The sequence below is a fragment of the Burkholderia aenigmatica genome (assembly GCF_902499175.1).
GTDB classification, from domain to species: Bacteria; Pseudomonadota; Gammaproteobacteria; order Burkholderiales; family Burkholderiaceae; genus Burkholderia; species Burkholderia aenigmatica.
The window spans coordinates 39280-52228 of the sequence record NZ_CABVQC010000041.1 but is presented as its reverse complement, the minus strand read 5'-3'; the positions used below and the strand labels follow the sequence as shown (position 1 = coordinate 52228).

General features: G+C 67.6%; 15 protein-coding genes. 6 read left to right on the top strand and 9 right to left on the bottom strand.

Going from position 1 to position 12949, the window contains the following annotated elements; all coding sequences use genetic code 11:
• The first annotated feature begins 9 nt into the window (after positions 1-9).
• Positions 10-375, top strand: coding sequence for an ASCH domain-containing protein (locus BDO18943_RS26175; RefSeq protein ID WP_175024617.1), 366 nt, complete (start codon positions 10-12; stop codon positions 373-375).
• A 98-nt stretch (positions 376-473) separates the two neighbouring features.
• Here BDO18943_RS26175 and BDO18943_RS26170 read toward each other — a convergent pair whose 3' ends face one another.
• Entirely contained in the window at positions 474-1163 is a 690-nt protein-coding gene (locus tag BDO18943_RS26170; RefSeq protein ID WP_175024616.1) for an aspartyl/asparaginyl beta-hydroxylase domain-containing protein, read from the bottom strand.
• A 241-nt stretch (positions 1164-1404) separates the two neighbouring features.
• On the opposite strand from BDO18943_RS26170, the gene BDO18943_RS26165 reads away from it, so the two are divergent.
• Positions 1405-1749 carry a DUF4148 domain-containing protein gene (locus tag BDO18943_RS26165; RefSeq protein ID WP_175024615.1) on the top strand — a complete coding sequence of 115 codons (345 nt, stop codon included), beginning with the start codon at positions 1405-1407 and terminating at the stop codon, positions 1747-1749.
• An 80-nt stretch (positions 1750-1829) separates the two neighbouring features.
• Entirely contained in the window at positions 1830-2111 is a 282-nt protein-coding gene (locus BDO18943_RS26160; RefSeq protein ID WP_175024614.1) for a DUF4148 domain-containing protein, read from the top strand.
• Between the two features lie 268 nt (positions 2112-2379).
• On the opposite strand, the gene BDO18943_RS26155 is transcribed toward BDO18943_RS26160, so the two are convergent.
• Positions 2380-2907 (bottom strand): cytochrome b, encoded by a 528-nt coding sequence (locus BDO18943_RS26155; protein WP_175024613.1) that lies wholly within the window; start codon positions 2905-2907, stop codon positions 2380-2382.
• 122 nt (positions 2908-3029) lie between these two features.
• Between BDO18943_RS26155 and BDO18943_RS26150 the strand changes: the two genes are divergently transcribed.
• From BDO18943_RS26150 to BDO18943_RS26140, 3 genes are all read left to right on the top strand, one after another.
• Positions 3030-3446, top strand: coding sequence for a hypothetical protein (locus tag BDO18943_RS26150; RefSeq protein WP_175024612.1), 417 nt, complete (start codon positions 3030-3032; stop codon positions 3444-3446).
• Between the two features lie 62 nt (positions 3447-3508).
• Positions 3509-4678, top strand: coding sequence for a bacteriohopanetetrol glucosamine biosynthesis glycosyltransferase HpnI (gene hpnI, locus BDO18943_RS26145; RefSeq protein ID WP_175024611.1), 1170 nt, complete (start codon positions 3509-3511; stop codon positions 4676-4678).
• Entirely contained in the window at positions 4675-5763 is a 1089-nt protein-coding gene (locus BDO18943_RS26140; protein WP_175024610.1) for a lysylphosphatidylglycerol synthase domain-containing protein, read from the top strand. Before hpnI ends, BDO18943_RS26140 begins: the two co-directional genes overlap by 4 nt.
• Positions 5764-5803: 40 nt before the next feature.
• Here BDO18943_RS26140 and denD read toward each other — a convergent pair whose 3' ends face one another.
• From denD to BDO18943_RS26105, 7 genes are all read right to left on the bottom strand, one after another.
• Positions 5804-6775: a D-erythronate dehydrogenase gene (gene denD / locus BDO18943_RS26135; RefSeq protein ID WP_175024609.1), complete on the bottom strand. Its 972-nt coding sequence runs from the start codon at positions 6773-6775 to the stop codon at positions 5804-5806.
• Positions 6776-6803: 28 nt separating this feature from the next.
• On the bottom strand, positions 6804-7580 hold the full coding sequence (gene otnI / locus BDO18943_RS26130; protein ID WP_175024608.1) for a 2-oxo-tetronate isomerase: 777 nt from the start codon (positions 7578-7580) through the stop codon (positions 6804-6806).
• Positions 7581-7652: 72 nt separating this feature from the next.
• Positions 7653-8978 (bottom strand): MFS transporter, encoded by a 1326-nt coding sequence (locus BDO18943_RS26125; protein ID WP_175024607.1) that lies wholly within the window; start codon positions 8976-8978, stop codon positions 7653-7655.
• A gap of 112 nt (positions 8979-9090) precedes the next feature.
• Positions 9091-9729 carry a 3-oxo-tetronate 4-phosphate decarboxylase gene (gene otnC, locus BDO18943_RS26120; protein WP_175024606.1) on the bottom strand — a complete coding sequence of 213 codons (639 nt, stop codon included), beginning with the start codon at positions 9727-9729 and terminating at the stop codon, positions 9091-9093.
• A complete protein-coding gene (gene otnK / locus BDO18943_RS26115; RefSeq protein ID WP_175024605.1) occupies positions 9726-11024 on the bottom strand; it encodes a 3-oxo-tetronate kinase in 1299 nt (432 codons plus the stop codon). Before otnK ends, otnC begins: the two co-directional genes overlap by 4 nt.
• A 19-nt stretch (positions 11025-11043) precedes the next feature.
• Positions 11044-11934 carry an L-threonate dehydrogenase gene (ltnD, locus tag BDO18943_RS26110; RefSeq protein ID WP_175024604.1) on the bottom strand — a complete coding sequence of 297 codons (891 nt, stop codon included), beginning with the start codon at positions 11932-11934 and terminating at the stop codon, positions 11044-11046.
• Positions 11935-11983: 49 nt separating this feature from the next.
• Positions 11984-12688, bottom strand: coding sequence for a FadR/GntR family transcriptional regulator (locus BDO18943_RS26105; RefSeq protein WP_011354089.1), 705 nt, complete (start codon positions 12686-12688; stop codon positions 11984-11986).
• Positions 12689-12949 lie beyond the last annotated feature (261 nt).

The window sequence follows — 12949 nt, the reverse complement described above, 5'->3', positions numbered from 1 at the left end:
ACCCTTGCCATGCCGCGATTCGCGCTGTCGATCGTCAAACCCGCCGTCGACGATATCGTTGCGGGCCGCAAGCAGGTGGAAATCCGGTCGTGGGCGCCACCTGACCTGCCGCTGCGCGATCTCGTGCTGGTGCAGAACACGATCTTTCTGCGACTGGACGGGCAGGAGGACCCCGACGGTATCGCGCTCGCGTTGGTCGACGTCGTGGGGATACACGACTGGATGCCGGATGAAGCCCGCGCGCAAGGCAAGCCATGGTGCGCCGGATACGTATGCTGGGAACTGACGAATGTGCGGGCGATCGATCCGCCGTTTCCGTGTGTCGCCTGGCGCGGCATCTATGCGTTGTCGGATGGCTCCGGCAAGGTGTCCTGATGATTGCGCCTGCATTCGGGCTGCGCTGAGTTCCTTCTCGTCACAAGATAGGGCGGTCGCGAAACGAACGGTCACCCGGCGCATGCCGGTTACGTGCGCTAAACCGGAATCGACCGCCCGCGAATCCTGATCCCGAGCCGCACGACGCCGATCACGGCATTCGACAGCCACGTGAGCAGGCGCGGCATCCCGCGCCGGCGGATATCGAGCAGCAGCACGATCCGCACGGCGTCGCTGTCGTTCCACACCTCGTGCATGAACGTGTCGTCCCACAGCAGGAAACGCCCCTCATCGAGCCGGTATTCGTGGCCGTCGACCTTGAGCACGGCGGCCGGCGTGCCGTCCGCGCGCTTCGGCATCGACAGCACGAGATAGCCGCGCAGGATGCCGCGAAACGGCCCGCGATGCGGGGGAATGTGCTTGCCGGGTGCGAGGAACGACAGCGATGCGGACAGCACGTCCGGCGACGCCGCGATGATCGACGCGACGGTCGGGCAGCGCGACAGGTTACGCGGGAACGGCTGCCCGTACGCCTGCATGATGAACATCCGCCAGTCGCGTGCGTCGTTGGCCGAGATGTCGTACTGCTCGCGCATGATCTCGTGAAAGCGCGGGATGCGCGGCATGTCGCGCGCCACGGCGAATGCCTCTGTCTGGATGACGGTCCACGCCCGGACGAAACGCTCGGCGTCGGGAAACACGGCCGTGTCGAGCACTGCACCGCCGTCGATATGGCGGTCGTACAGCATGCGCAGCAGGCCGGCTGCATAGTCGTAAGCGACGGACATGGTCGATCGATGGGCGATCCGTAGGGGATGACGTCAGTCTGCCCGAAGCGCGGCGGGCGCTGCGTTACGTCAGGTTACGCCGGCTGACGAAAGAATGACAGTTTCATGAACGTCCGTCCCGAGCGCGCCCGGCGCCGGAGAAACCGCGTGGTTCGGGCCACGACGCGCGGGAATAAATGCACACGCTCCGTCGTCATACGGGTGTAGCACATCGTCTCGTTGACTTCTCAAGGAGTGGAGCATGAATACGCATTGGCTGGTGGCCGCCGCCGTGGCGGTGATTTCTCTCGCGGGTATCGCGCCGCAAGCGTCGGCACAGGCACTGACGCGCGCACAGGTCAGGCAGCAACTGATCGACGCCGAAAACAACGGGCTGCGCTTCGTGACCGATACGTCGTATCCGGACGTGAGCCCGCTGTTCCGGCGGCAGGCCGAACAGATGCCGCAGCATCAGGCCAGCACGGCGGTCGGCAGCAATCCGGCCGCCTCCTCCGAAGCAGGCAAGCCGGCGACGATGTCGCCGCGCCCAGGTTCTGCCGCGTGTGTCGGCCCCGCAAGCTTCTGCTCGATCTATTTCGGAAGCTGACGCAGCCGCCTGCGTGCGCAGGTCAGGCATTCAAGGCACTCAACAAGGTGGATCGATACGGAACATTGAAGGAGTTCATGATGAAAACATATATCGCAGTCCTGACGATGGTGGGCGTGATCGTCGGTCAGTCGGCTTTCGCGCAATCGGCAGCGCCGCTGACGCGCGCCCAGGTTCGCGACGAATTGATGCGCCTGGAGGCAGCCGGGTATGACCCGGCGAAGGGTGACGAAGGAGAGTATCCGGCGGACATCCAGGCGGCAGAGGCGAAGCTTGCCGAGCAGGACCGGGCGAGGACGGCGGCTGCCGCCGCGCAGGCGCAGGCACCGGCCCCCTATACGCCGGCGCAGACCAGCAACTAGGTGTCGCTATGGTCTTGTGTGACCTCAGGCCGTCGTGTTCGCGGCACGGCAGTACGGCAGCCCTTCGTGCCGCCCGACGCGGCAGAAGGGCGCCGGCAGCGATGCCGGTCATCGCGCGCCGCTTCGCGCGGCGTCGCGACCATCTGGCCAGCCGCGCCAGATGGGCAGGCAGGTCGATCGCGCGATGAACCGGAACGGAAGACGGTATCGGCGTCGGCGGCAACCCGGTTCATGCGCGCGATGGCATGCCGTGCCGCCAGCGTGGCGATCACCAGGGCATCATGCGCTGCACGACCTGATCGCGCAGCACGAAGCGGTGAGCCAGTGCGGCGGCCACGTGCAGGCAAATACCGCCGAACAGTGCCCAGGCGAGGATGCCGTGCACGTCGCCCATCGCGTGGCCGAATCCGGAGCCGGCCGCCGACAGCGCGGGCAACGGCACGATCCCGAGCAGCGTCACGCCCCACGCGCGCGACGACGCGTTGATCCAGCCGAGCAGCGGCACCGCGATCAGCAGCGCGTAGAGCGCGAAATGCGTGACGCCGGACAGCGCACGCATCGCGGGCGGCAGGTCGCTCGCGGGCGGGCGATGCGTCGCGCGCCACAGCACGCGGCAAGCCATCGCGGCGAGCAGCGCGGTGCCCACGAGCAGGTGCGCGGCGATCAGGCCGATAGGCTGCGTGTCGCGATGTACGTCGGGCATCGTCCAGCCGATCGCAAATTGCGCGACGATCAGCGCAACGATCAGCCAGTGAAGAAAGCGCGCAACGGTGTCATATCGGGCGGGCATGGACATGAAGACTCCTGCGGACGACGGGGACGGTATCGGTCGGGTGGATTCTACGGTGGCTTCCTTAACGAAACGTTAAGCAGGCGTCGCCACAATCGGACTCTGCTGGACTTTCGCTTGTCCTGATCGTGACCCACGCGACCTTTCGAATCTTTCAGACCGATACCGGTCGTCCGCACGGGAGACTCTTCACCATGGCATCTTCGACGATCGAGCGATGGCGCGCCCACCTGCTGATCGCCGCACTGGCCGGCATGTTCATTCAGTGTTTCGTGCTGGTGTCGCTGCTTGCGTGGCGCGTACCCGAAGCATTTTTCACCACGATGACGTTTCGCGTCTGGGTCGTCATCGCGGTCGCCACCGCGATCCTTTCGGCCCGCAAGCTTGCCGGCGTCGCGTTCCGGGCCGCGGTCGCATGCGGCTACGTGCGCGTGACAGGAATCGATCGCCGCACGGTAGTCGTGTCATCTGAATGCGCGTATCGTCGCTTGGTCGTCCTTCACATCCGGCTCCACGGGAATCGATACGGCGGCGCGCACGGGTGAACCCGCGTGCGCGCGGCGGCTCCCGGGTGTCGTGGTCGTACGGGTCACCACTGGGGAGAAGCATGGTTTTGCTGCATGTGCTGCGCGCGCTGGCCGGGGCAATGTCGATCGTCTGCGGGCTGGGCGTGTTACTGGGCATTGCATATACGGTCACGGCCAGCGTGCTGGTCGGCCGGTTCTTTTCCCGGGCGACGGCCGAGCCGCGCGATTATCCGGGCGTCACCGTCGCGAAGCCGCTGCACGGGGACGAGTGGCAGCTCGTACAGCATCTTGAAAGCTTCTTCGTACAGAATTATCCGGGGCCGGTCCAGCACCTGTTCGGCGTGCACGATGCGAACGACAAAGCCCTTGCGGCCGTCGAGACGCTGCGTGCACGCTACCCTGATGCGAACATCAAGGTCGTCGCCGATGCGCGGCTGTACGGGCCGAACCGCAAGATCGCCAATCTCGTGAACATGCTCGAACACGCGGAGTATTCGGTGCTCTGTCTCGCCGACAGCGACGTGCTGGTCGAGCGCGATTATTTGCGCGCCGTCGTCGGCGCGCTGCAGCAGCCGGATGTCGGCATCGTGACGAGCGTGTATCGCGGCATCGCATCGCCGGGCTTCTGGCCCGGTGTCGCCGTCGCGATGACGAACTACCATTTCCTGCCGGGCGTGATCACCGGGCTCTTCATCGGGCGCGCGCGTCCGTGCTTTGGCCAGACGATTGCGATCACGCGCGCGACGCTCGAACGCATCGGCGGGCTCGCGCGTTTCGCGCATCATCTGGCCGAGGATCACGCGCTGGGCGAAGCGGTGCGGCAGGTGGGCGCGCAGGTCGTCATTCCGCCGTTCGTCGTCGGGCATGCGTGCGTCGAGGAGACGTTCGCGAAGCTGTACGCACACGAATTGCGCTGGAGTTGCACGATCCGCGCGGCGGACCGGCTCGGCCATGCCGGCTCGGTGCTGATGCACCCGGTGCCGCTCGCGCTGCTGGCGCTGCTGTTCTCCGGCGGCACGACCGCCGCGTGCGGGCTGACGGCCGCCGCGCTCGCCGCACGGGCGCTGTTGATGCTGAAGACGAGCCGGGCGACCGGCGCGGGCCTGCGCGGCGCGCTCTGGCTGCCGTTCGTCGATCTCCTGCAGTTTTTCGTGTTCGTGTCGAGCTTCTTCTCGTCGCATGTCGTGTGGCGCGGCACGCGCTTTCGCGTCGACCGGGAAGGCCTGCTGTCGCCGGTGAGCGAATCATGACGATGCAGACGAACCCCGGCGCCGATGCCGCGGAGCGGAACGCCGCGCGGGGCGACGCACGGCTCCGTCATGCGGGGCAGGTGGCGGCATTGGGCGGGCTCGCGCTCGCCGTGTGGCTGATCTGGCGCGAGCATCCGCTGGAAATCCTGCATCGCCTGCAGATCGCCGGCGCGGGGCTGTTGCTCGCGGCGCTGGCGCACATCCTGCCGATGCTCGCGAACGCATGGGACTGGCGGATGCTGATCCGCGGCCCGCGCCGGCCGTCGTTCGCGACGATGCTGAAGCTCGTGTGGATCCGCGAATCGATCAACGGGTTGTTGCCGGTCGCGCGGATCGGCGGCGAGATCGTGTCGTTCGGCCTGTTGCGGCAGGCGGGCGTGCGGCCGGCAACGGTCGTGGCCAGCCTCGTCGCCGACATGCAGCTGACGCTGATCAGCCAGCTGGTGTTCGCGCTGGTCGCGATCGGCTATGTGCTCGAGCACGTGTCGTCGGATGCCGCGCGGGTGGCCGGCAACCTCGCGATCGGCATGGCCGCGCTGGTGCCGGTGCTGCTGCTGTTCGCGCTGGTGCAGCATGCGCGGCCGTTCGAACGCGCGATGCGCGTGATCAACCGCGTCACGAGCGGCAAGGTGGTGGCGCTGGTCGGCGAGTCGGCGCGCACCGATCAGTCGATCCGGATGATCTGGAGAAAGACCGGCATCGTCGTGCGTTATCTCGCGATCTGGCAGACGCTGCAGTTCGTCGGCTATGCGCTGGAAATCTGGCTCGCGCTGTATTTTCTCGGCGCGGAGCCGACTTTCGCGCAGGCGCTCGCGATCGAGGCGCTGATCCAGCTCGTGAGCAGCATCGCGTTCCTGATGCCGGGCGGCCTCGGCGTGCAGGAGGGCGGGTTCGTGCTGATCGGTGGGCTGCTCGGGTTCGACCCGCCGACATGTCTCGCGCTGGCCGGCGCACGGCGCGTACGCGATCTGCTGTTCTATCTGCCGGGCCTGCTGGCGTGGCAGTGGGCGGCCGGTTCGGCGAACCGGCCGGGCGGAACGAAACGCGCGCCGTTGCCGATTGGGGAATCCGCCCGGCCGCACTGATGCGACCGGGCAGCCGGGGCCCGCGCGGCGGGCGGCGCGATCAGCGTCGCTCGTCGGCGAGATGACTGCGGATCACGTCCGCGAACGACGTGTCGCCCTTCAGCCCGAGCGCTTCCGCGCGCGACGTATCCCAGCGGCCGGGCCAGCTGCCGACGATCTTCTCGACGCGCTCGTCCGGCACATGGCGGATCAGCTTCACGACTTCGTCGCCCGCGACTTCGCGCAGCGCCGCGATCATTTCGTCGACCGACACCGAAATGCCGGGGAGATTGATCACACGCTTGTTGCCGAGCTGCGTGCTGTCGATCTCGCAGCCCGCGACGAGCGCTTCGATCGCGCCGCGCGGCGACAGCAGCCACAGCCGCGTTGTACCGGGCACCGGGCACACGCTTTCCTCGCCGTTCAGCGGTTCGCGGATGATGCCGCTCGCGAACGACGACGCGGCCGCGTTCGGGCGCCCCGGCCGCACGCTGATCGTCGGCAACCGCAGCACGCGGCCGTCGACGAAGCCGCGCCGCGCGTAGTCGCACAGCAGCAGTTCGGCGATCGCCTTCTCGGCGCCGTACGACGATTGCGGGTTCAGCGCGGTATCGTCCTGCACGACGTCGGGCAGTGCGCCGCCATAGACCGCGACGGAGCTCGTGAACACGACGCGCGGCCGATGGCCCCGCGCGCGGCACACTTCGAGCAGCGTGCGCGACGCGTCGAGGTTGATCCGCATGCCGAGATCGAAATCGGCCTCGGCCTGCCCGCTGACGATTGCCGCGAGGTGGAAGATCGCGCCGGTTTGCGTGTCGATCGCGCTGTCGAGCACCGCGCGGTCGGCGATGTCGCCGACGATCGACGTCACGCGCGCGTCGCCGAAATCGCTGCCTGCGACGACGTCGAGCAGTACCAGCTCGTCGATCTGCTGGCTCCGGCCATCGGGGCCGGTCAGTTCGCCGCGCTCGAGCAGCTTGCGCGCAAGACGCTGGCCGAGAAAGCCGGCGCCGCCGGTGATCAGTACTTTCATTTGAGTTGCCCTCTTCGAATGCTTTGAATTACAGATAAGGCTTGAGCCAGCCGAGCCCTTCCGACGTGCCGGCCTTCGGGCGGTATTCGCAGCCGATCCAGCCGTCGTAGCCGAGCGCGTCGATCAGCGCGAACAGATACGGGTAGTTGAGTTCGCCGAGATCCGGCTCGTGACGCTCGGGCACGCCCGCGATCTGGATATGGCCGATGCCCGCGAAGTCGCGCTTCAGCTTCATCGCGAGATCGCCTTCGACGATCTGGCAGTGGTAGCAGTCGAACTGCACCTTCAGGTTCGGTGCGCCGACTTCCGCGCAGATCGCCTGCGCGTCGTCCTGGCGGCTCAGGAAATAGCCGGGCATGTCGCGCTGGTTGATCGGCTCGATCAGGATCGTGATGCCCTGCGCGGCGGCGGCCTGCGTCGCGTGCCGCAGGTTCGACAGGTAGGTGTCGCGATGGCGGGCGCGGTCGGCGCCCGGCGGCACCATGCCGGCCATCACGTGCAGCTTCTTGTTGCCGAGCACGCGCGCATAGTCGAGCGCCTGGTCGATGCCGCGGCGGAACTCGTCCTCGCGGCCCGGCAGCGACGCGGTGCCGCGTTCGCCCGCGGCCCAGTCGCCGGGCGGTGCGTTGAACAGCGCCTGTTCGAGGTTGTGCGTGTCGAGGCGCGCGCGGATGTCCTCGGCGGCGAAGTCGTACGGAAACAGGTACTCGACGGCCTTGAAGCCGTCGTAGGCGGCAGCGGCGAAGCGTTCGAGGAACGCATGCTCGGTGTACATCATCGAGAGGTTGGCGGCGAAGCGTGGCATGGCAGCGGGTCCTGTGAATGAATGGGGCGGGGCGCACGGCACCCCGCGTCGAATGGCGGCCGGTTCGGCAGATCAGCGGTTCACGAGTTTCGCGGGCGTGAGCCATACGGCGATCGCGCCGATCACGAGCATCGCGGCGAGCACGTACATGCCGGACGCCGTGCTGTGCGTGACGTCCTTCAGGTAGCCGATCACGTACGGGCTCGCGAAACCGGCGAGGTTGCCGACCGAGTTGATGATCGCGATCCCGGCCGCGGCGGCGGAGCCCGCGAGGAACGCGGTCGGCAGCGACCAGAACAGCGGGGCGCAGGTCAGCACGCCGCCGGCCGCGAGCGACAGGAACACGATCGACACCGCTGTATTGTGCGAGTACGACGCGGCGACCGCAAACCCGACCGCGCCCATCAGTGCGGGCACGATCAGGTGCCAGCGGCGTTCGCGGCGCTTGTCCGCGCTGTGGCCGAACAGGTTCATCACGACGATCGCGACGAGGAACGGAATGGCCGACAGCAGGCCGATCTGCAACGTATCGGTGATGCCGGTCGATTTGACGAGCGTCGGCATCCAGAACGTGAGGCCGTACTGGCCCGTGACGAACGCGAAGTAGATCAGCGACATCCACCACATGCGCGGGTCCGAGAACACGGCCTTCAGCGAATGACCGTGCTTCTGCTGTTCCTGCGGCTGCGCGGCGATCTCGTCCTCCAGCAGTTGCTTCTCGCGCTCGTCGAGCCACTTCGCGCTGCGGATGCTGTTGTCGAGATACAGGATCGTCGCGATGCCGACCAGCACGGCCGGCACGGCTTCGATCATGAACATCCATTGCCAGCCGTGGAAGCCCGAGCCGCCGTGGAAGCGCTCCATGATCCAGCCCGACAGCGGGTTGCCGAAGATGCCCGACACGGGAATCGCGGACATGAACACCGCGATGATCTTCGCGCGGCGATGCGACGGGAACCAGTACGTGAGATACAGGATCACGCCCGGATAGAAGCCGGCTTCCGCGAGGCCGAGCAGGAAGCGCAGCACGTAAAACTGCGTCGGCGTCTTCACGAACGCGAACAGCGCGGACAGCAGGCCCCACGTGATCATGATCCGCGCGATCCAGATGCGTGCGCCGATCCGGTGCATCAGCATATTGCTTGGCAGTTCGAAAAGAAAATAGCCAAGAAAGAAAATGCCGGCGCCGAGCCCGAACACCGTTTCGCTGAATGCGAGATCCTGCGACATCTGCAGCTTCGCGAAGCCGACGTTCACGCGGTCGAGATACGCGACCACGTAGCAGAGCATCAGGAACGGCACGATGCGCCAGAACACTTTCTTGTAGGTGCGGTCGAGTTCCGCGGCATGGGCGGGCGCGGCGGGCGAGCGGCCAGCGGCCGCGTCGAGAGCAGTCATCGTCGTCTCCAGGGTGTTGTCTGCCGGCGGCGCGACCGCCGCCGGATCATGTGTGTGCTGACGGAAGGGCCCGCGCACACGGCGGGCATGGGAATCGTTGCCGGGCGCGTCGCTACCAGCGCGCGCCGAAGCTGTTGCGCAATTCGTCGAGCGCGGCGTCGTCGAGCGGCTCGGGTTTCGGGTGCGTCATCAGCCACAGCCGCGCCGTTTCCTCGAGCTCTTCGAGCGCAAACGATGCGTGCGACACCGACGGCCCCCACATCACGGGGCCGAGGCGCTCGAGCAGCACGCCGCGTACCTGGTCGGCGAGCGCCGCGACTTCGGCCGCGACCGCCGGGTCGCCGGGGCGGCGGTAACGGATCAGCGGAACGTGGCCGACCTTCATCACGTAGTACGGCGTGATCGGCGGCAGCACGTCGGTGTCGCACCACACGCCCGCGAGCGTCAGCGCGACGAGATGCGTCGAATGCGTGTGGACGATGCCGTTCGCTTCGGCGTTGCGCGCGTAGATGCCGCGATGCAGTGCGAGCGTCTTCGACGGCTTGCCGCCAGACAAGTGCTGGCCGTCGCGGCCGACTTTCGCGATGTCGTTCGGATCGAGCCGGCCGAGGCATGCGTCGGTCGGCGTGATCAGCCAGCCGTCGGCGAGGCGCGCGCTGATGTTGCCGGCGCTGCCGACCGCGTGGCCGCGCGCATACAGGCTCGCGCCGACCACGCAGATCTCTTCGCGCAGTTTCGCTTCGTCGCTCATCGTGCGGCTCCATCCAGCGCGCGCAGCGCCTTGTCGAAAAAGTCCGTGGTGCCGAAGTTGCCGGACTTCAGCGCGAGGCCGAGCGGCTGCGCGTCGATGGTGGCCGTCGCCGGCACGCCCGGATCGATCTGCGCGCCGATCTGCAGCGACTTCACGTCGAGCGCCTGCACGACCGCGCCGGAGGTCTCGCCGCCCGCGACGACGAACTTGCGCACGCCGAGGTCGCGCAGGCCGCGCGCGATCGCCGCGAGCGTGGCTTCGACGAGATGGCCGGCCGCGTCGACGCCGAGTGCCTGCTGCACGGCCTTCACTTCGTCGGGCGTCGCGGTCGCGTAGATCAGCACGGGCTGCGGCAGGTGCGCGCGCGCGAACGCGAGCGCCTGGTCGACGACGGGTTCGCCGCGCGACGCCGCGAGCGGATCGACGCGGAAGCTCGGCCGCGTGGCGCGCCAGGCGGCGACCTGCGCGTTGGTGGCCTTCGACGCGCTGCCGGCGAGCACTGTCGAGAGCCCTTCGATGCGTGGCAGCGACGCCGCGTTGTCGCGTTCGGGCTGTTGCTCCGCGCGACGGAAATTCGCCGGCAGGCCGAGCGCGATGCCCGAGCCGCCGGTGACGAGCGGCAGGCCCGCGCACGCTTCTCCGAGCACGTAGAGGTCGCGATCCGACAGCGCGTCGGCGATCGCGAAGCGCGCACCTTCCGCGCGCAGCTGGTCGATCCGCGCCCGCACGGCGGCCGCGCCCAGCGCGATCGTGTCGTAGCGGATCAGGCCGACCGGCGACTGCGTTTGCCGCTGCAGCACGCGCACGAGGTTCGCGTCCTTCATCGGCGTGAGCGGATGGTTCTCCATCCCCGATTCGTTCAGCAGCACGTCGCCGACGAACAGGTGGCCGCGATAGATCGTGCGGCCGTTCTCGGGGAATGCCGGGCACGCGATCGTGAAGCCGCCGCCGGCCGCATCGAGCAGCGCATCGGCGACGGGGCCGATGTTGCCCGCGTCGGTCGAATCGAACGTCGAGCAGTATTTGAAGAAGAACTGCCGGCAGCCTTGCGCGCGCAGCCATTCGTAGGCGGCGAGCGATTGCGCGACGGCGTCGGCCGCGGGGATCGTGCGCGACTTCAGCGCGACGACGATCGCGTCGGCGTCGAGCGTGGTGTCGGCGGCGCCGTCGGCGGGCACGCCGATCGTCTGTACGGTGCGCATGCCGCTCTTCACGAGCATGTTCGCGAGATCGGTCGCGCCGGTGAAATCGTCGGCGATGCAGCCGAGCAGGGGACGGGAAGCGGAAGCGGTCATGGCAGGGGCGTCGGTCGAATCAGCGGGCAGGCGGCAGCGTGATGCCGGGGAACGTCTTGATCACGGCGGAATCGTCCTCGCCGCCGTGGCCGGCGCTCGACGCGCTCATGAACATCTGGTGCGCGGTGGCCGACAGCGGCAGCGGGAACTTGCTGCGTCGCGCGGTATCGAGCACGAGGCCGAGATCCTTCACGAAGATGTCGACGGCCGACAGCGGCGTGTAGTCGCCGTTCAGGATGTGCGGCACGCGGTTCTCGAACATCCACGAATTGCCGGCGCTGTGCGTGATCACGTCGTACAGCGCATCGGCATCGACGCCTTCGCGCAGGCCGAGCGCCATCGCCTCGGCCGCCGCCGCGATGTGCACGCCGGCCAGCAGCTGGTTGATGATCTTCACCTTCGAGCCGATGCCGTGCGCGTCGCCGAGGCGATAGATCTTGCCGGCGATCGCGGCGAGCACGTCCTCGCAGCCCGCGTACGCGGCGGCCGGGCCCGACGTCATCATCGTCATCTCGCCGGAGGCCGCGCGCGCGGCGCCGCCCGACACCGGCGCATCGAGCATCTGCAGGCCGGCGGCCTCGATGCGCGCGCCGAGCGCGACCGCGAATTCGGGCGCGACGGTCGCGCTGGCGATCACGACGCCACCCGGCTTCATCGCCGCGACCGCGCCGTGCTCGCCGAACAGCACCGTTTCGGTTTGCGCGGCATTGACGACGAGCGTGACGACGACGTCGCACTGCGCGCCGAGTTCGGCCGGCGTCGCACAGGCGATGCCGCCTTCGGCGGCGAACGCCTGCAGCACGGTGTCGCGCACGTCGCATGCGTGCACGCGCAGGCCGGCGCGCAGCAGCGAGCGGGCGACGCCGAGGCCCATCGCGCCGAGGCCGATGACTCCAACATTTCGTGACATGGTCAACCTTGATCGATTCGGGAGAGGGGCGGCGCTGCCGCTGCCGGGTTCAGCAGATGCCGGCTTCCGCGAGACGGCGGGCGGCGTTGTACATGTGCGTGCGTGCTGCGTTGCGTGCGGCCATCGGGTCGCGTGCGCGGATCGCGTCGGCGATCGCCGCGTGTTCCTCGCGCACCTGGCGCGAGAAGTCCTCGCGCGTCGCTTCGTTGCGCCGCGTGACCTTCACGCCGGCTTCGAGGTACTGGTTCAGGAACTGCAGCGTTTTCAGGAAATACGGGTTGCCGGTGACGGCCGCGATCGTGCGGTGGAACGCGACGTCTTCCGCGACGCCGTCGCGTCCTTCGGCTACTGCATCGTCGATCTTGCGCAGCGCGTCGTCGATGTCGGCCATGTCTTCATCGGTGTGATTCAACGCGGCTTCGGCCGCGACCTCGGCCTCGATCGCGCGGCGCACCGCGAGCAGGTGCGGCAGCGACGTGGCCTCGACCGCTTCCGCGTAGTCGATCCGCAGCGGCCGGATCGCGCCGTGCTGGTTCACGTACACGCCGCTGCCCTGGCGCGGCTCGACCACGCCTTCGTTCTTCAGCCGCGAGATCGCTTCGCGAATCACGGTGCGGCTCACGCCGAATTCCTGCGCGAGCACGGCCTCCGTCGGCAGCTTGCCGGTGGCGGAGAAACTGCCGACTTCGATCTGCTTGAGCAGTTGCTGCGCGACATGGTCGCTCATTGCACGGGCGGGAATTTTCTCGAACATGGTGCTCTGGTTTGTAAGGTTATGTGGTCATCATACAAATTTGGAGAGGCGACAGCATCCGGGATAACCCTCGGTTAACGGAGTGCAACGCCGGTTAAATTGATTGAAACCGGTTCCAAATCAAGATAACGTGCGTCGAACGTTCGGGTCTTGGGGGCGCCAGGTGTCGTATCGGTAGCGATGGGGCCGTGACGCACGGTTTTCGATGGCGGAATCCCCGGTACGGAACCGGCCGAAGCACCCCGGCCGATATCCGATCAT